The following is a 20797-nucleotide window of genomic DNA, read 5'->3' as shown; positions in this document are numbered from 1 at the left end:
GAGGTCGTGGGGCGGCTTTTGGGGGTTCATCGCCTGTTTGCGGGCAGCGTATAGCGGCCGGTCGTGGTGGCGGACCGAAGGCGCGGGCTTCGACCGCGGATGTTGGTTGACGGGGCCCGTTGTTCGCCGTTATCGTGCATGAGCCCTTTCGAGGGAGATGGCAGGGCATGCATCCGGCATCTGCCGGCAAGACCGACGGCCCGAACGAGGGAGGCGCGCTTCCATGAAAAAGGCGATTCTTTTAGCACTTCTTCTGACCTGCAACGTGATGCTGGCCAGAGGCGAAACGCAATCGGTTCAGGATCGGGTAGTGGTCGGCCGCGCCGCACAGGCGGTCATCTGGGGCATGCCCGCCGTCAACACCGAGCTGATGCTTCAGGCCGCGCTGAAAGCGGGCGCGAGAGAGAATGAGATCGTCTACTGGTCGCACCCGGTGGACTGGCGTAACCAGACCCTCACTCCCAATCCGGATGCGATCTACCTGATGCCTTTCTTCAATACGAAGCAAGGCCCGGTCGTGCTGGAGGTTCCACCGGCTGGGCAGGACGGATCGATCACCGGCAACATCGACGACCTGTGGCAGATGCCGCTCGAAGACGCCGGCCCTTCCGGCGCGGACAAGGGTGCGGGCGGCAAGTACCTGATTCTTCCTCCGGCCTGGCGCGGCCAAGTTCCACCCGGCTACATCGTGCTCCGCTCGCCGACGTACAGCGGCTACGCGTTGATCCGCTCGACCTTGCGCAGTCACAGCGATGCCGACGTCGCGAAAGCCGTCGCCTATGGCAAGCGGCTCAAGCTGTATGCGCTCGCGGAAACAGCGAAACCGCGGCCGACCCGGTTTACGGATGCGGTGGACACCCTTTTCGATTCGACCATTCCTTACGACATCCGCTATTTCGAATCGCTCGATCGTATCGTTCAGAGTGAGCCCTGGCTCGAGCGGGACAAGGCGATGATCGATCAGCTGAAGACGCTTGGCATCGAGAAGGGAAAGCCGTTTGCGCCGGATGACAGTACCCGTGCCAGGCTCGGCGAGGGCGCTCGCGACGCGCAGGAATGGATCGAGTATCGATCGGAAAATGCATACGAGCCGTACTTTCCTGGCGCGCGCTGGGTGGTGCCTGCGGCGGCGGAACTGGTGCAGGACGCGTCGAAGGGCTATGGCGAGCCGGACATCTATCCGGTCGACGCGCGCGCGATCGTCTATTCGATGGGCTATGTCGGCATCAAGCGCCTCGGCGCGGGGCAGTTCTACCTGATGTCGTGGCAGGACAGGGATGGCGGTGCGCTAGACGGCGGGAACCGCTATCGGCTCACGGTTCCGCCCGGCGTGCCGGTCAACCAGTATTGGTCGGTGACGGCCTACAGCCGCATCACGCATGCATTGATCAAGGACGTGCCTCGCGCCAGCCGCTCGTCACAGGTGCCGGACATGGAAAGAAACGCGGATGGTTCGGTGGATATTTACTTTGGACCGGAACCGCCTGCCGCTCACGAAAAGAACTGGGTGCCGACGAAGCGAGCAGAGCGGTTCGAACTCCTGTTTCGTCTGTACGGCCCGACGGAGCCTTTGTTCAAGAAGACATGGAGGCTGTCCGATCTCGAGAAGGTCACCGCGCAGTGAGCGCAGCGCGGTCACGAGGACCGCACTGCGCATTTCACGCGTTCACGCCGCCGCTCAGCCGATACGGCGCGCTTGATCCTTCCAGTACTTCTCGCGCACGTGACGGCGCAGCACCTTGCCGACCGGGCTCAACGGCAGCGCCTCGACGAAGCTGATGCTCTTCGGCGCCTTGAAGCGGCCTAGCAGACCCTTGACGTGCTCGATCAACTCCTCGGCGCTCACATTGACGCCGGCCCGCACGAGCACCTCGGCGTGCACGGTCTCGCCCCACTCAACATGCGGCACGCCGACCACGGCGGCATTTTCCACCGCCGGGTGCGAGCTTAACGCCGCTTCCACTTCCACGGCGTAGACGTTGAAGCCACCCGTGATGATCATGTCTTTCTTGCGATCGACGATGAAAAGGTAGCCGCCGTCGTCGAGATAGCCGAGATCGCCGGACTTCCAGAAACCGTTGGAAAATTCCGCCGCCGTGCCCTCGGGATTATTGAAGTAGGCAGCGATCGTGCCACGGCAACGCACCCAGATCTCGCCGGTCTGGCCCTGGGGCACTTCGTTATCGTTGTCGTCCACGACCTTGACCTCGATACCCGTGCCGACCTGACCCGCCGACGCGAGGCGGCCCGTCGCGACACCGGTCAGATGATCGGCCTTCGACAGGATCCCGACCATCTGCAGGCACTCGGTTGCGCCGTAGATCTGCGTGAAGACGTTGCCGAAACGCTCCTGTGCGAGCTTGAGCTTCGCGGGGCTCATCGGCGAGCCGCCGTAAAAGATCGTCGTGAGCGAAGACAGGTCGTATCCGGCAATCTCCTTCACTTCGAGCAGACGGTAGATCAGCGTCGGCACGAGCAGCGCGTTGGTGATCTTCTCCGTCTGGACATTGAGGCTCCACTGGCGAAGGTCCGGGAGGTTCTGCGTGACGTTGCAGCCGCCGCGAAAAAACGTCGACAGGATGCTGAAGCCGGAGGCGTGGCTGATCGGCGCCATGTGCAGATTGCGCGTGCGCTCGTCGAAGTACTGCTCGTTCTCGAAGTACGACGCGTCGCGCATGGCCATCCAGTTGTCGATGGTGTATTGCGCGCACTTGCTCCTGCCCGTCGTGCCGCCGGTGAAGCGGTAGATGAGCACGTCATTGGTCGCGTCGCTCTCGACGTCGGGGTTGGCCTCGCTGCTGCCTTCCACGAGGGCCCAGAAGTCGTGGAGACCGTCGCGCGGCACGGCGGGCGGGTCCATGCAGACCACCGTGATGCCGCGTTGCGTCAGGAGGTCGAAATAACGTTCCAGCAGCGTGTTTTCGATGAACACCACCTTCGGCTTGATGAAGTCCATCTGCCAGCAGTGTTCCTCGAGCGAGTCGCGGAAGTTGGTGTATACGGCGCCCGCCTCGCCCTTGAGCGCCGTCCACGTGTGCAGCAGCGACATGTTGTCGTTTTCGAGCAGACACATATAGGCATCGCCACGGCGCAGGTTCAGGCGTTCGCGCATCATGTTGGCGATCCGGTTGGTCAACAGATGCAGCTCGCGGAACGTATAACGCCGCTGGCGTTCGATGTTGACGAGCGCCTCATTGTTCGCGTACTGCAGCGCGGTATAGCCGAGGATCCGCGCAAAATTCATTTTCATCCCATGTCTCCGGTTCTTTTCGCTGCTGGGCTGCCCGGATGCGCGTTGCACCCGGGCCGTCCAGCCTCGAGCTGATCGTATGCATCTGCGTAGGGCGTCGCTCCCTCCTTTTCGGGGGGCACAACATCGCGCGGGTGGCGGCGCAAGAGCCGCCTGCGGGCAAGGTGACGTGGCGCGCGGCGGGCGGAGGCTCGTGCATGGCACATTGTCTCACTCCAGCCCTGACGGGCGCTCGCGCAACCCGCGCGGTTCAGACGGCCCGATACCAGGCTACGCCGTCGTTCTCGTCGACCGCCGCGAGTCCGCGGGTCAGGAGGTAATTCAGGTGGGCGATGCTTTCTCCCGTGGCGAGTCCGTAAGTCGACGCGTCGCCGGGCTCGATGGCGCGGCCGAACAGCGTGCTGAATGTGTCGACCGCGCGTCTGGGCTCGGTCAGCGAGTCGTGCAATCGCTCGATCACGCGCCGCTGGGACGCCGCGAGGCGCGCAAGGCGTGCGTGCAGGCCGGTGAACGGCTCGTTGTGCGCGGGCAGCACAAGGACGTCGTCGGGCACGCGCTCGCGGATGGCGTCGAGCGAGGCGAGCCACTCGGCCAGCGGATCGGCGTCGGGCTCGCTTGGCAACACCGATACGTTGGACGAAATACGCGGCAGCACCTGGTCGCCCGAGATGAAGAGCTTGAGCGCCGGGCAGTACAGGCACGCATGCTCGGGCGTGTGGCCCGCGCCGACGACGACCTCCCAGTCGTGGCCGCAGATCGCGATGATGTCCCGGTCGCGGATGCGCCGATAGCCGGCGGGTAGCGGAAAAATGAGCCGCCCGAAAGTGCCGAAGCGCTTGCGGTACGTGTCGAGCGTGGCATCGTCCCAGCCGGCGCGGCGGTAGAACGCGATGGCTTCGTCCGGCGCGGGATGCCCGGTGTCGCCTGCGAGCATGCGGCACTGCAGGTATTCGGTTCGCGTCATCCACAGGCGGCGGCCGTGGCGGCGTGTGAGCCAGCCGGCCATGCCGACGTGGTCGGGGTGCAGGTGCGTGACGATGACGCGCGTCACCCCTTTGGCGAGCGGTCCGTCGAGCAGCGCGTGCCAAGCGTCGACGGTGTCCTCGTTGCCGAGCCCGGTGTCGATCAGTGTGTGGCCGTCCGCTTCTTCGAGCGCCCAGACGTTGATATGCGTGAGCGTCGAGGGCAGCGCGAGGCGCATCCAGCGCACCCCTGGCGCGATTTCGCGCGCCTCGCCGCGTTCCGGCGGCGCGCCGCAGGGATAGGCGAGGCCTGCGTCCCGGTGGTTCGCATCAGTCATTGCTGCTGTCCCTTGGCTGGAGTCATTCGAGCCTGCACGTTGCAGGCAGATTCGACTTGTATCGCGGATCGCCGCGGGCCCGCCCCCTCCATTCCGAGGGGGCGGCAGCGGCGTTGCCCGCGCGCCGGGCAAGACGCCCCCGCCTTCAGGACAGGGGCGGCGCATCGCTGTGCCTGCTTAAATCGAGGTCCACCTTCGTCTGGCGGATACGCGCGCGTGCGAACCGCAAACGCTCGCCGGATCAACTTGCGGCACAGGGGGCCTCGCACGCTTGCACGGCGGGCCGTCCGCGACCGCGCACACTGAGCAGGAGTACACGATGAGCTATAGCGCGCCCATCAAGGACATGTTGTTCGTCATGAAGGAACTGGCGGGTCTCGACGATGTGGGCCGTCTACCGGGCTTCGAGGAGGCCACGCCTGAGACCGCGCAAGCGGTGCTGGAGGAAGCCGGCAAGCTGGCCAGCCAGGTCTGGGCGCCCCTGAACGTCGTGGGCGACCGGCAGCCCGCGCAGTGGAGCGAAGGCCGCGTCAGCGCGACGCCGGGCTTCAGGGAGGCGTTTCGCCAGTTCGTCGAGGGTGGCTGGCAGGGCCTCACGCACCCCGTCGAATATGGCGGCCAGGGGTTGCCCAAGCTCGTCAGCGCGCCGTGCCTCGAAATGCAGAAGGCCGCCAACCTGTCGCTCGCGACGTGCCCGTCGCTCACCGACGGCGCGATCGAGGCACTGCTGATGGCCGGCAGCGACGAACAGAAAACGCGCTATCTGCCACGCCTCATCTCGGGCGAATGGTCCGGCACGATGAACCTCACGGAGCCGCAGGCCGGCTCCGATCTCGGCTTGCTGCGCACGCGCGCCGAACGCGAGGCGGACGGCACGTACCGCATCTTTGGCACGAAGATATTCATCTCGTGGGGCGAGCACGACATGAGCGGCAACATCGTGCATCTGGTGCTCGCGCGCACGCCCGATGCGCCCGAAGGCGTGAAGGGCATCTCGCTCTTTCTCGTGCCGAAGTATCTCGTCAACGAGGACGGCTCGCCCGGCGCGCGCAACGACGTGCAGTGCGTCTCGATCGAACACAAGATGGGGCTCAAGGGCAGCCCGACCGCGGTACTGCAATACGGCGACGAGGGCGGCGCGATCGGCGAGCTGATCGGCGAAGAGAATCGCGGGCTCGAGTACATGTTCGTCATGATGATTTCGGCGCGTTTCGCCGTGGGCATGCAGGGCATTGCGGTGGCCGAGCGTGCGTATCAGAAGGCGCGCGAGTATGCGAAGGAGCGCGTGCAGAGCCGCCCGGTGGACGGCTCGGCGCAGCAGTCGGTGACGATCATCCATCATCCGGACGTGCGCCGCATGCTCGGCACGATGCGCGCGCTGATCGAGGCGTCGCGCGCGGTGGCCTACGTCGCGGCGGCGCATGCCGACCACGCGCATCATCATCCTGACGCGTCCATGCGCGCCAAACATGACGCGCTCTACGAGTTCATGGTGCCGATCGTGAAGGGCTGGAGCACGGAGATGTCGGTGGAGGTGGCGAGCCTCGGCGTGCAGATCCATGGCGGCATGGGCTTCATCGAGGAAACCGGCGCCGCGCAGTTCTACCGTGATGCGCGCATCCTGCCGATCTACGAAGGCACGACGGCGATCCAGGGCAACGACCTGATCGGCCGCAAGACCGTGCGCGACGGCGGCGCGGTGGCGATGTGCCTCATCGGCGAGATCGGCCAGGCCGTACAGGCGCTGGAGGCGAGCCCGGCGTTTGCGGCCAGCGCGGCGTTCAAGGCGATGCACCGGCATCTCGCGGCGGCGAACCAGTCGTTTGCCAATGCGGTGGCGTTCATGGTCGACAATGCCAAACGGGATCCGAACGCTGCGTATATGGGCTCCGTACCGTACCTCAGGCTCGTCGGCATCGTGCTGGGTGGGTGGCAAATGGCGCGAGCGCTGATCGCCTCGCAGCGTTTGATGCAGGACGATCCGGCATTTCATGGTGCAAAGATCGGCACTGCGCACCATTACGCGACGCACATCCTGCCGCAGGCCGGCGCTCTCGAAACCACGATCGTCAGCGCGCGGGGCGGCGAAGGCGTCTTAACGTTGGGCGAGGAACAGTTCTGATCCGTGAGCGGACGGGCCAATGAAAAACGGGGCCGCGCGGCCCCGTTTTTTCGACAAGCTGTCCGCGCGGCCAGCACAAGACCGCGCGGGCGGACGCTCAAAGCACCTCGAAAAGCGCCGCCGCCCCTTGTCCGCCGCCGATGCACATCGTCACGACGACGTGCCTGACCCCGCGGCGCTTGCCTTCGATCAACGCGTGCCCGACGAGTCGCGCGCCCGAGACGCCGAACGGATGCCCGACCGCAATCGCGCCGCCGTTCACGTTCAGGCGGTCCATCGGAATGCCGAGCTTGTCGGCGCAATAGAGCACCTGCACCGCGAAGGCCTCGTTCAGCTCCCACAGGCCGATATCGCCCACCTTGAGCCCTGCCTTGTCGAGCAGCTTCGGGATCGCGAACACGGGGCCGATGCCCATCTCGTCGGGCTCGCAGCCCACGACGCTGAAGCCGATGAACCGGCCGAGCGGCTTAAGCCCTTTCGCGGCCGCGGCACGCGCGCTCATCACGACCGACGCCGAGGCGCCGTCCGAAAACTGCGACGCGTTACCCGCCGTGATGACACCGCCTGGCAGCGCGGAACGGATCTTCGCGACGCCTTCGGGTGTGGTGTCGCCGCGAATGCCTTCGTCGGCCGTGACGGTCACACGCTTCGTGACGATCTGGCCAGTCGCAGAATCGGTCACGCCCGCGAGCACTTCAATCGGCACGATCTCGTCGTCGAATCGCCCGGCTGCCTGCGCGGCCGCCGCGCGCTGCTGGCTGCGCGCGCCGTACTCGTCCTGGCGTTCGCGCGAAATGTCGTAGCGGCGCGCGACGTTCTCGGCGGTCTGCAGCATGCTCCAGTAGATCTCGGGCTTGTGCTCCACGAGCCACGGGTCGTTCGCGAACTGCTGGTTCATCTGGCGCTGCGTCCACGAGATGCTCTCGACGCCACCCGCCACGAAGATGTCGCCTTCCCCGGCGATCACGCGTTGAGCCGCCATCGCGATCGTCTGGAGTCCGGACGAGCAGAAGCGGTTGACGGTAGCGCCAGGCACAGTGACGGGGCAGCCCGCGCGCAGCGCGATCTGGCGTGCGATGTTGCCGCCGGTGGCGCCTTCGGGATTCGCACAGCCGATCAGCACGTCCTCGACTTCGCCGGGTTCGATGCCCGCGCGCGCGATGGCGTGCTCGACCACGTGGCCGCCGAGCGTCGCGCCGTGGGTCATGTTGAAGGCGCCTTTCCAGCTCTTCGCGAGACCGGTGCGCGCCGTGGAGACGATGACTGCTTCATTCATGATGACATTCCTTCAGTGTTGTGCCGTGCGGCGCGCTTAGTCGTTGAAGCCGTTGCCTTGTTCGGCGAGCCGCACGAGGCGGGGCGCGGCCTCCCATGCGTGACCCTGATAGCCGTGCGCGTAGCGGCGCATCGCACGCACGACGTTGTAGAGGCCCACCTGGTCCGCGTAGAGCATCGGGCCGCCGCGAAAGCGCGGAAAGCCATAGCCGCTCAGATAAACCATGTCGATGTCCGATGCCTTCGACGCGATGCCTTCGTCGAGGATCAGGGCGCCTTCGTTGACCAGCGCGAACACCAGCCGCTCGACGATCTCCTCGTCGGAGATCTTGCGGCGTGTGATGCCGAGATCCTTCGAGTGCTGCACGATCATCTCGTTGACCCAGGCGCTCGGGTAGGCCTTGCGATCGCCAGGCTTGTAGTCGTACCAGCCCGCACCGACCTTCTGCCCGAAGCGGCCGTTCTCGCAGAGCAGGTCACCGGTCTTCGAGTAATTGAACTCCGGCCGCTCGACGGCGCGGCGCTTGCGAATCGCCCAGCTGATGTCGTTGCCGGCCATGTCGATCATGCGGAACGGCCCCATCGCGAAGCCGAACTTTTCGATTGCGCGATCCACCTGCTCCGGCAGCGCACCTTCGTCGAGCAGGAAGCCCGCCTGGCGGCTGTACTGCTCGATCATGCGGTTGCCGATGAAGCCGTCGCACACACCCGAGACCACCGCCGTCTTGCGGATCTTCTTCGCGAGTTGCATGACGCTCGCGAGCACATCCTTCCCGGTCTTCGCGCCGCGCACCACCTCGAGCAGCTTCATGACGTTGGCCGGGCTGAAGAAGTGCATGCCGATCACATCTTCGGGGCGCCGCGTGAAGGCGGCGATGAGGTCGACGTCGAGTGTCGACGTGTTCGAGGCGAGGATCGCGCCGGGCTGCATCACCTCGTCGAGCGCGCGGAATACGGTCTCTTTCACGCCGAGGTCTTCGAACACCGCTTCGACGACGAGGTCGGCGTGCCCGATCTCGTGATATGAGCCCGTGGTCGAAAGCAGCGCCATTCGGCGCTCGACGTCTTCCTGTGTGAGCTTGCCTTTCTTCGCGCTGTTCTCGTAGTTGCGGCGGATCGTGGCGACGCCGCGCTCCAGCGCTTCGGCCTTCGTTTCGAGCAGTGTGACTGGCAGGCCAGCGTCCAGGAAATTCATGGCGATACCGCTGCCCATCGTCCCCGCGCCGACGATGGCGACACGCTCGATCTTGCGCGTCGGTGTGTCGGCGGACACGTCGGGGATGCGGCTCGCCGCGCGCTCGCCGAGGAACGCGTGACGCAGTGCACGCGCTTGCGGCGTGCCGAGCAGATACGCGAAGTGATCGCGCTCCTGCGCGAGTCCCCGATCGAACGGCGCGAGCGAAGCGGCCACAGCCTCGACGCAGCGCAGCGGCGCGGGAAACGGACCCGCCCGCGCGGCGACCGTCTGGTGCGCGACACCGAGATAGCCCTCGGCATTCTCGTGGCGCACCTTCAGGTCGCGCAGGCGCGGGTGCGGGCAGGGTGCCGTAGCGGCCACCTTGGCGAAGGCGATGGCATTACCGCGCACGTCCTCTTCGACGATCTCATCGAAGAGCCGTGTGCCAGCGAACCTGCCGGCGAGCACCGGCGCGCCGGAGAGGATCAGGTTGAGCGCCGGTTCGAGGCCGATCGCGCGCGGCAGGCGTTGCGTGCCGCCCGCGCCCGGCAGCAAGCCGAGATTCACTTCGGGCAGCGCGATCTGCGCCGTGGACGAAGCGAGGCGATAGTGGCAGCCGAGTGCGAGTTCGAGCCCGCCGCCCATCGCGGTGGCGTGAATTGCCGCGACCACGGGCTTGGCCGATGCCTCGATGGTGGCGATCACCGTGGAGAGGCTCGGCTCCTGCAAGGCTTTCGGCGTGCCGAATTCACGAATGTCGGCGCCGCCCGAGAACGCGTTGCCCGTGCCTGTGATGACGATTGCCTTCACGGCATCGTCCGCGAGGGCGCGCGCCAAGCCTTCGACGATGCCGGTGCGCGTGACCAGCCCGAGGCCGTTCACTGGGGGATGGTCGAGCGTGATGACAGCTACGCCGTCATGAGCTTGATAGTGCGCCGTCATGCTGGGTTCCTTTGAGTCTTGAGCCGTTGCGCCTGTGCTGTGCGAGGAGGCGCTCCACGCGTGGCAGGCGCCAGCCCGTTTCGAGGGTGAATGCCAGCCATCATGGTGCGGACGTCGCGCGTTCTCCCCTCCCTTTACAGGGAGGCGGCCCTGCCTGCCTGGTTACCCCAACAACGTTTACCCATCCCCTCCTTTTTTACAGGGGAGGGAGGGGGGGGAGTGCTGGCAATTTACGCCATGGCTGCCCGGTATCGACCGTGCCGGGCAGTACGTACCGGCAGTCCGCGAACCCGCTCGCGGGCGCGGCAGTGGAGGCTGGCGTTCAGGGAAATCGCTGACGATGAAGACGAAGACAAAAGTGAAGACGAAGACAAAAGGAGACCGATAGATGGATCGCAAGCGCCGCAAAAACAGTAGGGCCATGACCCTGCCGCGTCTTACCGTGCTGGCCAGCCTGATCGCGGCCGTGATGCCGTTGCATGCCTACGCGTTCAAGATCGACACGGGTTCGTCCGACTGGGACGTGAGTTGGGACAACACCTTCAGCTACAACCTGGGAATGCGCGCCCAGGGCGTCAACCCGATGATCGGCAACAACCCGAACTTCGACGACGGCGACTACAAGTTCAGCCACGCAGGCGACATCGTCACCAACCGTGCCTCGATCCTCTCCGAGTTCACGGCGGCCTATCAGGGCTATGTGGGTTTTCGGCTCTCCGGTTCCGCGTGGAAAGACTTCGCGTATGGCAGCGGCGATAACACGAACCCGGGGATCTACGCGCCGGGCATTACCTATCAGTCGGTCCGCGCTTACCCGAACGGCGTCTACGGCTCCTACACGGACCGCTACTACGTGCAGGGCGCGCAGCTGCTCGACGGCTTCGCGTTCTACAACTCGCAGGTCGGGGGTCACGCTGTCTATCTGAAGGCGGGTCAGTTCACCGAGTATTGGGGCAACTCGCTGCTGTCGCCGACGCAGGGCATCTCATACGCGCAGGGCGCCACCGACGGCATCAAGGCGTACAACACGCCAGGCACGCAGACAAAGGAACTGTTGCTGCCGCGTCCGCAGATCAGCCTGACGGCCCAGGTTACGCCTGAAGTGTCCGTGTCCGGCCAGTATGAGCTCGGCTGGACCTACAATCGTCTGCCGACCGGCGGCACGTACATCGAGGCAGCCGACTTCATCGCCCAAGGGCCGTCCGGGCTCTTTCTCACGGCACTGCCGGGGGCGGTGCGTCCGCTCTTCGGGCTGCCCCCCAGCAGTGCGCCGTTCGCCTATCAGGTGCCGCAGGGCAACTCCATCACGCCGCCGCAGGTCGACAATAACTTCGGCATCAAGCTCAACTGGACGCCGCAATTCATCGATGGCGCGATGGGTTTCTATTTCCGGCGTCTCGACGAAACCCAGCCTTGGGTGCTCGCCGACTGGAAAACCATTCCGGCGCTCAAGACGGCGTTGCCGACCGATTACCACCTCGCCTATAACCGTGGCGCGCAACTGTTGGGCTATAGCTTCGACACGACGATCGGCAGCGTGGCTACGGGCTTCGAAGCTTCGTACCGTCACAACACCGCGCTGAATACGGCGCTCAGCCCGGCCATCGCGAACCAGACCGAGGGCGCGAAGGGCAACGTCATCAACCTCGTGACGAACGCGATCGTGCCGCTGTCGCGCTCGCCGCTCTGGGACACGGGCACGCTCACGGCGGAGATCGGGTACACGCACCTGCTCTCCGTCACGCAGAACGCGCAACTCTTCAACGGCGTGGGCTATGCGTCATGCCCGAGCAACAACAAGTGGAACGGCTGCTCGACGAAGGACTACGCCGGCTTTGGCGTCGTGTTCCAGCCGCAATGGCTGCAGGTATTCCCCGGGGTCGACCTGAGCATGCCGACCTCGGTGACGGGCGGCATCTGGGGCACCAACCCGATCAATCCTGGCTCGGCGGCCGGCGCCCAGGGCTCCTTCACCTACTCGATCGGCGTGCAGGCGTTGATCCGCCAGCGCGCAACGATCACGCTGTCGTATATCGGCTATCACTCGCACGTGAACGGGACGTCGACGACGCCGGGCGGTCTGCCTTATGACAGCGCGGGCAATGGCCTGTACGACCTGAACGACCGTCCGTGGGTGTCGCTGACCTTGCAGTCGTCGTTCTGAGACATCCCAAACATACAGGAGACAAACGCATGAAAACTCTGCTTCATCTGGCCGCGGCAGGCCTCGTGACGCTGCACGCAGCCGGTGCGTGGGCAGCAGTATCCGCAGACGAGGCCAAACAGCTCGGCACCACGCTGACAGCGTTCGGCGCCGACAAGGCAGGTAGCGCCGATGGCGCCATTCCGGCGTACACGGGCGGGCTCACTACGCCGCCGGCCGACTATGTGCCGAACAGCGGCAAGTGGCCTGACCCGTTCAAGGGCGAAAAGCCGCTCTTCAGCGTGACGGCCGCGAACATGGGCCAGTACGCGGATCAGCTGACACCCGGCGTGCAGGCGCTGCTCAGGCGCTTCCCCGACTATCGCGTGGATGTGTATCCGACGCACCGTTCGGTATCCTACCCACAGTGGGTGCTCGACAACACGGTGAAGAATGCGACGAGTGCGCATCTCGCTGGGAAGGTCGAAGGCGACGGCGTGGGTGGGGCGTTCGGGGGCATTCCTTTCCCGATCCCGAAGAACGGTTACGAGGTGATGTGGAACGCGCTCCTGAACTACCAGCGCACGCAGTACTCGGCGACCAACGTGGGCGCGTATCTCGTCGACACGTCGGGCGGGCGCACGGCACTCCCCGTATTGAACTTCGTCGAATACCGGCCGTTCTACGACCCGAAAAATGCAGGCACGAAAGCAGACTGGCCCTATGACCGTCTGTGGGTGCAACTCCAGACGCCGCCGACTTCGGCGGGCCAGAGTGTGCTGGTCGATTACTCGATCAACTACTCGGACAACGACCAGGTGAGCTGGGCGTACTTTCCGGCGCAACGGCGCACGCGCATGGCGCCTGACTACAAGTACGACACGCCCGCCGCGAGCTATGGCGGCGTGACGTTCTGGGACGAGGCGTCTATCTTCCGTGGACGCATGGACCGGTTCGACTTCAAGCTCATCGGCAAGAAGGAGATGCTGGTCCCGTATAACAACTATCGCCTCTCGCAACTGCCGGTGGACGACGTGTTCGGGCCGAAGCATGTCAAGTCGGACGCGGTGCGTTGGGAGCGCCATCGCGTGTGGGTTGTCGAGGCCACGCTGAAGGCGGACGCGCGTCACGCGTATTCGAAGCGCACGTTCTACATCGACGAGGATAGCTGGAACTTCGTCGAGACCGATGGCTTCGGCCACGACGGCAAACTCTGGCGCGTGGGCCTCGACTACCACTTCCCGCTCTATGACGGCGGTGGCGTGTACGCGGTGACGCTCGGCTTCTATGACCTCGAGAAGGGCAACTACTTCCTGTCCTATACGACGGGGGAAAACGGTTCACCGCTTCTGCGCGTGTCCGACAAGCTCGACAAGCCGAATCTTTTCACGCCTGCGGGCATCGCGGGCACGGGCTTGCGCTGAAGGCGCGCTGAACAGGAAGAGCAGGGCCTGGTCGCTTCGGTACGCGTGCGCATGGAACTGGCGCGGGGTCCGGAGCGACGGCCCGACACTGGACGTTAGAGGAAGAAGGGGTTTCAGATGAATCATGCAAGCGCCGCGCGCGCGGCGCTGGTGCTGGCGGCGCTGCTCGCCGCCGGCTGGGCAGCGCACGCAGTCGCGGAACCGGACGCTCCCGCATCGGCAGTGGCCCGGAAAGACCCTTTCGTCGATCCGCTGGACGCGCCCACCATCATGCACGTGGGGGTGGCGGGGCGGCCCCTCATGACGGTCGCGCGCGCCGGAACCCGTCTTGTCGCGGTTGGCATGCGCGGCTTGATCATCGTTTCGGATGACGAAGGAAGAAACTGGTCGCAGGTCGTGTCTCCGGTTCGCAGCGACCTCGTCGCGCTGAGCTTCCCGACCGCGCAGGACGGCTGGGCGGTCGGACACGACGGCGTGGTCCTGCATACCGCGGACGGCGGCAGGACCTGGGGCCACCAGTTCGACGGCCGCATGGCGGCGGCTTCGCTCGTCAATACCGACAAGGCCAAAATCGCGGCCGGCGACACCGCAGCGCAGCCGTACCTCGACCAGTTGCTGCTCAACTACAAGGCGGGGCCGTCCTTGCCGCTTCTGAGCGTCTGGTTCAGCGACGCCCTGCACGGCATGGCAGTCGGGCCCTTCGGGACCGCCATCGCGACGGATGACGGCGGCAAGACCTGGATGCCGATGCTCGAGCGCATCGACAATCCGCAATTCCTGCATCTGAATGCGGTTCGCGGCGTGGCGGGCGGCGTATTCATCGCAGGCGAGAAAGGTACGGTCTTCCGCCTCGATCCGGCAAGCGGGAAGTTTGCGCGGGTCGAAACAGGCTATGGCGGCAGCTTCTTCGGCATCGCCGGAGACGAGCGCGCGCTGTTCGCACACGGTCTGCGCGGCACGATCTATCGCAGCACGGATCGGGGCGCGAGTTGGGCGCCCTTGAAGAGTCCGCTGCACGGTGCGGTCACGAGTGCGGCGCCGATCGAATCGCGTCATGCCGTCATCTTCGTTTCGTCGAGCGGCGAGGCGACGCTCTACGACGAAGCAACCGATACCTTCCATCCAGTGAAGACTGGCCGTCCCGCTGCTTTCACCGGCGTTCTGGCGCCGGGAGACGATGCGCTCGTGCTGACCTCGCTGCAAGGCGCAAGCCTCGCGTCCGCGCCCTAACGAATGCTGGACCTGCAAAAAGAGTACCGATATGAATCCCCATTCCGAACGTGGCGAAGCGATGCCCGTCGTGCGCGCGAGAGCGGAGTTCGAGGCGAAGTCCGGATCACGGCTCGAGCGTCTGATCTTCAACCACCGGCTATGGATCGTGGCCGTATGTGTCGTGCTAACCGCGCTGCTGGCCTTCCAGGCGGTGAAGTCGAACGTGAGCGCATCCTACGAGCGGATGATGCCGCAGTCGAGCCCCTTCATCCGCAACTACCTCGACAACGTCGACTCGCTGCGCTCGCTCGGCAATTCGGTGCGTGTGGTCGTCGAGACCCGCAATGGCAACATTTACGACCCGAAGTACCTCAAGGCGCTGCGCGACGTCAACGACCGGATCTACCTGCTGCCCGGCGTCGACCGTGCCTTCGTCAAGTCGCTGTGGATGCCGGTGGTGCGCTGGACCGAGGTAACGGAGGCGGGCTTTCAGGGCGGCCCTGTCATGCCAGACGACTATGACGGTTCGGCCGTGAGTCTCGCGAAGCTGCGGCAGAACGTGGCGCGCGCGGGCATTGTTGGATCGCTCGTCGGCGACGACCTGCGCTCGAGCACGATTTTCGTGCCGCTGCTCGATCGGTATGCGGAAACCGGTAAGCCGTTCGACGCGCGTGCGCTGCACGACTCACTCGATCAGATTCGCCACGACTATGCACACGACGGCATTGACATTCATGTGATCGGCTTCGCCGAGCTGGTCGGCGATCTGATCCAGGGGCTGCTGCAGGTCGCACTGTATTTCGCCGCGGCGACCGCGATCGCGACAGCCGTCATCTACGGCTACACGCGCTGCGTGCGCAGCACCGCGCTGGTGATCGGCTGCTCGCTCGCCGCCGTTGTCTGGCAGCTCGGCATCGTTCATCTCGTCGGTGTCGATCTCGATCCGTACTCGATCCTCGTGCCGTTCCTGATCTTCGCCATCGGCGTATCGCACGGCGCGCAGAAGATGAACGGCATCATGCAGGACATCGGCCGCGGTACCGATCGCTACGTCGCCGCGCGCTACACGTTCCGCCGTCTTTTCCTCGCAGGATTGACGGCGCTGCTGGCGGACGCCGTCGGCTTCGCGGTGCTGATGCTGATCGACATTCCAGTGATTCGCGGGCTGGCGGTGGCGGCGAGCGTCGGCGTGGCCGTGCTGATCTTCACGAACCTCGTGTTCCTGCCCGTCATGCTCTCGTATACGGGCGTGAGCGAGGCAGCGGCGGCGCGCAGCCTGCGCGCGGGCGAGCGGCATCCGCTTGCCACGCTGCTTGTGCCGTTCACGCGGCGCGTGCCGGCGACCATCGCTGTGCTGGTGGCGGGCGCGCTGACGGCGGGCGGCCTGCTGGTCGCCGCCCACCTCAAGATCGGCGATCTCGATCCGGGTGCGCCCGAGCTGCGTGCCAATTCGCGCTACAACCGCGACAACGCGTACGTTACGAGCCACTACGGTCTGTCCACCGATCAATTCGCTGTGATCGTCAGGACACAGCCGGGCGGCGTCAACGACTACAGGACGCTGATGGAGATGGACAACCTCGAGCAGGTTCTGCGCGATGTGAAGGGTGTACAGACCACGATCTCGATCAGCGGCGCGAGCCGTCGCAACACGGCGGCCGGTTTCGAAGGCGATCCGCGCTGGATGACGATCAGCCGCGACCCGTTCGTCTCCACGGACGCGGTGAACAACGCGTACGTCGCGAATCCGGAACTCGTGAATGGCGCGCGTTCGGTGGCGCCGGTGATCGCGTTCCTTGCCGACCACAAGGCGGAGACGCTCACGGAGGTGGTGAACGCGGTCCAGAGCTTTGCCGCGCAGCACGACACCGCGAAGCTGCAGTTCCTGCCCGCGGCGGGCAGCGCGGGTATCGAGGCGGCGACGAACATCGCGGTCGAAAAAGCCAACAGGACGATGCTGCTGCTCGTCTATGCCGCCGTGGTCGCGCTTTGCTTCGTGACGTTCAGGAACTGGCGCGCCGTGGTCGTGGCGGTCGTGCCGCTCGTCATCACGTCGATTCTCTGCGAGGCGCTGATGGTGTCTCTCGGCATCGGCGTGAAGGTGGCGACGCTGCCGGTGACGGCGCTCGGCGTCGGCATTGGCGTGGACTACGCGCTCTATCTGGTGAGCGTGCAACTCGCGCTGCAACGGCAGGGCGCGACGCTCGAAGCGGCCTATCGCGAGGCGCTGGGATTCACCGGCAAGGTGATCGCGCTGATCGGCGTGACGCTCGCGGCCGCTGTCGTGACCTGGGCATGGTCGCCGATCAGGTTCCAGGCCGACATGGGTATTCTGCTGACGTTTATGTTCGTCTGGAACATGGTGGGGGCGCTGGTGCTGATTCCCGCGCTTTCGCACTTCCTCCTGCAACCCCGAAGCGCGAAACGGACCTGCGTCCGAGCCATGGCGAAATAAGGTGCGCCGCGCGCGGCGCGGCTTCTCCACACGGCGCCGGTCATTGCCTCACGAGGCGTGTGCGGCGCTGATTCCTTTTCGCAGACGGGTGTCAGCATGCACCGGCCCCCCCCAAATTAGGCGGGGGGCAATCCTTGCCGATTCCCCTATTCTGAAACCGTGCCGATTTCTGACGGTGAGTCGTCCGCAGTGGATTGGGGATGCCTCGACGCAATTGCGTGCAGTCGCACGCCGCGCGATATCGACAGCCGATTGAGCCGCGGGCGGCGAGCACGAACCATTCGATGTGAGGAATAAAACGTGAAACTGGAGAGCAAGGTAGCCATCGTGACCGGCGCGGCGTCGGGCCTCGGGCTTGCGACCTGCAGGGCGTTGACGGACGCGGGCGTGCGCGTGGTGGGCTTCGACCTGGACCAGGGCAAGCTCGATGCGGCGCTCGGCGCCGGAATCGACGGTATCGCCGTCGACGTGTCGAGCGAGGCGAGTGTGAAAGCGGGTGTCGATGCAGTGGTCGCCGCATATGGCGCGGTGCATGTCGCGGTCAACTGTGCAGGCATTCTCGGTCCGTGCAAGACGATCTCGAAGGGCGAGCTATTCCCGACCGGCTTGTGGAACCGCGTGCTTGGCGTGAATCTGACCGGGACGTTCAATGTCATTCGCTACGCCGCGCTCGCGATGAGCGCGAACGAGCCCGAAGAGACGGGCGAGCGAGGCGTCATCGTCAATACAGCGTCGGGCGCGGCGCGCCAGGGGCAGATGGGGCAGGCCGCCTATAGCGCGAGCAAGGCGGGCGTGATCGGCATGACGTTGCCGATCGCGCGCGATCTCGCCGCGCACGGCATCCGCGTCGTGTCCATCGCGCCGGGCCTGTTCGAGTCGGGTATGTCCGTGGGTATGCCGCAAAAGGTTTCGGACGGCCTGATCGAAAAGATGCTGTTCCCGCGCCGCATGGGCAAGGCGGCCGAATTCGCGGCGCTCGTGCAGCACGTGATCGGCAACGCATATCTGAACGCCATGACGCTAGATATCGATTGCGGTACGCGCTAGGCGCTAGGTGCACAACAACATGAAGCGGTTAAGGAGGAAGTCGTGAAAGTTCTGGTGGCAGTCAAGCGTGTCGTGGATGCGAATGTGAAGGTCGGTGCGAAATCGGATGGCACGGGCGTCGACATTGCCAACGTGAAGATGTCGCTGAATCCGTTCGACGAAATCGCGGTTGAAGAAGCGGTGCGGTTGAGGGAGGCGTGCGTGGCTGGCGAGGTTATCGCCGTTTCTTGCGGCGTCGCGCAGTCGCAGGAAACGCTGCGCACGGCGCTGGCGATCGGTGCGGACCGCGCGATCCTGATCGAGTCGAACGAAGAGTTGCAGCCGCTGGCGGTGGCCAAGCTGTTGAAGGCGCTGGTCGACAAGGAACAGCCTTCGCTCGTGATTCTCGGCAAGCAGGCGATCGACGACGATTCGAACCAGACCGGTCAGATGCTGGCTGCGCTCGCGAATCTGCCGCAAGCCACGTTCGCCTCGAAGGTTGTTGTGGCTGACGGCAAGGCGACCGTGTCGCGCGAAGTGGATGGCGGTGCTGAAACGCTGTCGCTGAGCTTGCCCGCTGTGATCACGACCGATCTGCGCCTGAACGAGCCGCGCTACGTGACGCTGCCGAACATCATGAAGGCGAAGAAAAAGCCGCTGGAAGTCGTCAAGCCGGAAGACCTGGGCGTTGATGTGACGCCGCGCCTGAAGACGCTGAAGGTTGTCGAGCCACCGAAGCGCTCCGCCGGCGTGAAGGTGCCGGACGTGAAGACGCTGGTCGAGAAGCTTAAGTCCGAGGCCAAAGTGCTGTAGTCAGAACCCGAGAGATAAAGGTGTCGTAGTCAGAACCTGAGAGACAAAGCGTCGTAGTCGGACCTGAGAGATAAAAGCGTCGTAGTCGGACCTGAGAGATAAAAGCGTCGTAGTCAGACCTGAGAGATAAGAGCGTCGTAGTCGGACCTGAGAGATAAAAGCGTCGTAGTCAGACCTGAGAGATAAAAGTGTCGTAGTCAGACCCTGAGAGATAAAAGTGTTGAAGTCAGACCCTGAGAGATGAAGATGACAAATCTGGTAATTGCAGAAATCGACGCCCCGCCGACCGCAGGAGGCCCACGTGGAGAGGGTACCCCCTTGGTGGGCAGCGCGTCGATCAAGGTCGCGACCTTGAACACGATTGCAGCGGCGCAAAAGATTGGCGGTGATATTCACGTTCTGGTCGCAGGCCACAACGCGCAAGCGGTTGCTGACGAGGCAGCGAAGATTGCCGGTGTTAGCAGGGTGTTACTGGCCGACGCGCCGCAGCTCGAAGCGGGCCTCGCCGAAAACGTCGAAGCGACGGTTCTCACGATCGCGAAGCATTACTCGCACATCCTGGCGCCCTCGACAGCGGCGGGCAAGAACGTCGCGCCGCGCGTCGCCGCGAAGCTGGACGTCGCGCAGATCAGCGACATCACCGCAGTGCGGAGCGCGGACACATTCGAGCGTCCGATCTATGCAGGTAGCGTGATTGCGACCGTGCAGTCGACCGATCCGATCAAGGTCATCACGGTCCGCACGACGGCTTTCGATGCGGTCGCAATTGAAGGCGGCAGCGCAGCGATCGAGAAGATCGAGGCCGCAGCCGATAGGGGCCTCTCGCAGTTCGTGAGCCGTGAAGTAACGAAGCTCGACCGTCCGGAACTGACCTGCGCACGAGTCATCGTCTCGGGCGGCCGTGGCCTTGGCAGCGGCGAGAACTACACCTCGGTTCTCGAGCCGCTCGCGGACAAGCTGAACGCGGCACTGGGCGCGTCGCGCGCGGCAGTCGATGCGGGCTACGTGCCGAACGACTACCAGGTGGGGCAGACCGGCAAGATCGTCGCGCCGCAGTTGTATATCGCGGTCGGCATCTCCGGCGCGATCCAGCATCTGGCCGGCATGAAGGACTCGAAGGTCATCGTCGCGATCAATAAGGACGAGGACGCACCGATTTTCAGCGTAGCCGACTACGGCCTCGTGGGCGACCTGTTCACGGTCGTGCCGGAGTTCGCGGACGCGGTTTGAGGATGTGCCGGTGCGCCGGCAACGGAAGTGCGGATTAGCAGGAGAGGTTGATGAGTGCCCGGGAAAGATCGCTGCGCAATGTCGTCGAATCGTGGCTCGGTTCGGAGCCCGAGAACCGGCTTCGAATAACGCGTGTCAGCCGTTCGCGCTGGAAGTTGTGGCGCTATGTATGCGTCGAGTCGGCTCGCGGGGATGGCGAGATGGCGCTCGTCTTCTTCCGCCACGACGACGGTTCGTGGTGTGTTTTTCCGCCCGCACCGATGCGCCCGGCAATGGGCATGGTATTCGAAACCGATGCGTCGCTGCGGTGCGCATAGGCACCGGCCTGGCAACAGTAACCCGTCGCCTCGCGTGGCGTTCAATTGGACGAATGGAGACGTACAGTAGTGTGCATTTCGACTGTGACTGAAGATGACTTCGCGCCGGTG

Annotated in this window: 14 protein-coding genes; 10 read left to right on the top strand and 4 right to left on the bottom strand. The window is 64.7% G+C overall.

Annotated features, from left to right (window positions below; all coding sequences use genetic code 11):
• Positions 1 to 223: 223 nt before the first annotated feature.
• Positions 224 to 1624, top strand: a complete 1401-nt coding sequence (locus PQR67_RS22830) for a DUF1254 domain-containing protein (protein ID WP_408464317.1) — start codon at positions 224 to 226, stop codon at positions 1622 to 1624.
• Positions 1625 to 1678: 54 nt separating this feature from the next.
• On the opposite strand, the gene PQR67_RS22825 is transcribed toward PQR67_RS22830, so the two are convergent.
• Complete coding sequence (locus tag PQR67_RS22825; protein WP_408464315.1) at positions 1679 to 3250, bottom strand: AMP-binding protein; 1572 nt, start codon at positions 3248 to 3250, stop codon at positions 1679 to 1681.
• 250 nt (positions 3251 to 3500) lie between these two features.
• A complete protein-coding gene (locus tag PQR67_RS22820; RefSeq protein ID WP_408464313.1) occupies positions 3501 to 4550 on the bottom strand; it encodes an MBL fold metallo-hydrolase in 1050 nt (349 codons plus the stop codon).
• 319 nt (positions 4551 to 4869) lie between these two features.
• Here PQR67_RS22820 and PQR67_RS22815 point away from each other — a divergent pair, with 319 nt between their 5' ends.
• Positions 4870 to 6672 (top strand): acyl-CoA dehydrogenase, encoded by a 1803-nt coding sequence (locus PQR67_RS22815; protein WP_408464311.1) that lies wholly within the window; start codon positions 4870 to 4872, stop codon positions 6670 to 6672.
• Positions 6673 to 6769: 97 nt separating this feature from the next.
• Here the strand turns inward: PQR67_RS22815 and PQR67_RS22810 are convergent, their stop codons facing one another.
• Together PQR67_RS22810 and PQR67_RS22805 are read right to left on the bottom strand one after the other, a co-directional pair.
• Positions 6770 to 7948, bottom strand: a complete 1179-nt coding sequence (locus PQR67_RS22810; protein ID WP_408464309.1) for an acetyl-CoA C-acyltransferase — start codon at positions 7946 to 7948, stop codon at positions 6770 to 6772.
• 36 nt (positions 7949 to 7984) lie between these two features.
• Entirely contained in the window at positions 7985 to 10066 is a 2082-nt protein-coding gene (locus tag PQR67_RS22805) for a 3-hydroxyacyl-CoA dehydrogenase NAD-binding domain-containing protein (RefSeq protein ID WP_408464307.1), read from the bottom strand.
• Positions 10067 to 10454: 388 nt separating this feature from the next.
• Between PQR67_RS22805 and PQR67_RS22800 the strand changes: the two genes are divergently transcribed.
• The 8 genes from PQR67_RS22800 to PQR67_RS22765 all read left to right on the top strand — a co-directional run bounded on the left by PQR67_RS22800 (position 10455) and on the right by PQR67_RS22765 (position 20686).
• Positions 10455 to 12230 (top strand): DUF1302 domain-containing protein, encoded by a 1776-nt coding sequence (locus tag PQR67_RS22800; RefSeq protein WP_408464305.1) that lies wholly within the window; start codon positions 10455 to 10457, stop codon positions 12228 to 12230.
• A 29-nt stretch (positions 12231 to 12259) separates the two neighbouring features.
• Positions 12260 to 13633 (top strand): DUF1329 domain-containing protein, encoded by a 1374-nt coding sequence (locus tag PQR67_RS22795; protein ID WP_408464303.1) that lies wholly within the window; start codon positions 12260 to 12262, stop codon positions 13631 to 13633.
• A 117-nt stretch (positions 13634 to 13750) separates the two neighbouring features.
• A complete protein-coding gene (locus PQR67_RS22790; RefSeq protein WP_408464301.1) occupies positions 13751 to 14863 on the top strand; it encodes a YCF48-related protein in 1113 nt (370 codons plus the stop codon).
• A gap of 31 nt (positions 14864 to 14894) precedes the next feature.
• On the top strand, positions 14895 to 17300 hold the full coding sequence (locus PQR67_RS22785; protein ID WP_408464299.1) for an efflux RND transporter permease subunit: 2406 nt from the start codon (positions 14895 to 14897) through the stop codon (positions 17298 to 17300).
• A gap of 300 nt (positions 17301 to 17600) precedes the next feature.
• Positions 17601 to 18347 carry an SDR family NAD(P)-dependent oxidoreductase gene (locus PQR67_RS22780; RefSeq protein ID WP_408464297.1) on the top strand — a complete coding sequence of 249 codons (747 nt, stop codon included), beginning with the start codon at positions 17601 to 17603 and terminating at the stop codon, positions 18345 to 18347.
• Positions 18348 to 18389: 42 nt separating this feature from the next.
• Complete coding sequence (locus PQR67_RS22775; RefSeq protein WP_408464295.1) at positions 18390 to 19139, top strand: electron transfer flavoprotein subunit beta/FixA family protein; 750 nt, start codon at positions 18390 to 18392, stop codon at positions 19137 to 19139.
• Between the two features lie 246 nt (positions 19140 to 19385).
• Positions 19386 to 20369, top strand: a complete 984-nt coding sequence (locus PQR67_RS22770) for an electron transfer flavoprotein subunit alpha/FixB family protein (protein WP_408464293.1) — start codon at positions 19386 to 19388, stop codon at positions 20367 to 20369.
• Positions 20370 to 20419: 50 nt separating this feature from the next.
• Positions 20420 to 20686 carry a hypothetical protein gene (locus PQR67_RS22765; RefSeq protein ID WP_408464291.1) on the top strand — a complete coding sequence of 89 codons (267 nt, stop codon included), beginning with the start codon at positions 20420 to 20422 and terminating at the stop codon, positions 20684 to 20686.
• Positions 20687 to 20797 lie beyond the last annotated feature (111 nt).

Origin of the sequence: Paraburkholderia fungorum (assembly GCF_046026025.1) — a bacterium.
Lineage (GTDB): Bacteria > Pseudomonadota > Gammaproteobacteria > Burkholderiales > Burkholderiaceae > Paraburkholderia > Paraburkholderia fungorum_E.
This window is presented reverse-complemented; position numbering and strand designations above follow the sequence as displayed.

Bases quoted from the DNA above. Each gene is read 5' to 3' on its own strand.
- PQR67_RS22830 (WP_408464317.1), top strand. From the start codon at position 224: ATGAAAAAGGCGATTCTTTTAGCACTTCTTCTGACCTGCAACGTGATG.
- PQR67_RS22825 (WP_408464315.1), bottom strand. From the start codon at position 3,250: ATGAAAATGAATTTTGCGCGGATCCTCGGCTATACCGCGCTGCAGTAC.
- PQR67_RS22820 (WP_408464313.1), bottom strand. From the start codon at position 4,550: ATGACTGATGCGAACCACCGGGACGCAGGCCTCGCCTATCCCTGCGGC.
- PQR67_RS22815 (WP_408464311.1), top strand. From the start codon at position 4,870: ATGAGCTATAGCGCGCCCATCAAGGACATGTTGTTCGTCATGAAGGAA.
- PQR67_RS22810 (WP_408464309.1), bottom strand. From the start codon at position 7,948: ATGAATGAAGCAGTCATCGTCTCCACGGCGCGCACCGGTCTCGCGAAG.
- PQR67_RS22805 (WP_408464307.1), bottom strand. From the start codon at position 10,066: ATGACGGCGCACTATCAAGCTCATGACGGCGTAGCTGTCATCACGCTC.
- PQR67_RS22800 (WP_408464305.1), top strand. From the start codon at position 10,455: ATGGATCGCAAGCGCCGCAAAAACAGTAGGGCCATGACCCTGCCGCGT.
- PQR67_RS22795 (WP_408464303.1), top strand. From the start codon at position 12,260: ATGAAAACTCTGCTTCATCTGGCCGCGGCAGGCCTCGTGACGCTGCAC.
- PQR67_RS22790 (WP_408464301.1), top strand. From the start codon at position 13,751: ATGAATCATGCAAGCGCCGCGCGCGCGGCGCTGGTGCTGGCGGCGCTG.
- PQR67_RS22785 (WP_408464299.1), top strand. From the start codon at position 14,895: ATGAATCCCCATTCCGAACGTGGCGAAGCGATGCCCGTCGTGCGCGCG.
- PQR67_RS22770 (WP_408464293.1), top strand. From the start codon at position 19,386: ATGACAAATCTGGTAATTGCAGAAATCGACGCCCCGCCGACCGCAGGA.
- PQR67_RS22765 (WP_408464291.1), top strand. From the start codon at position 20,420: ATGAGTGCCCGGGAAAGATCGCTGCGCAATGTCGTCGAATCGTGGCTC.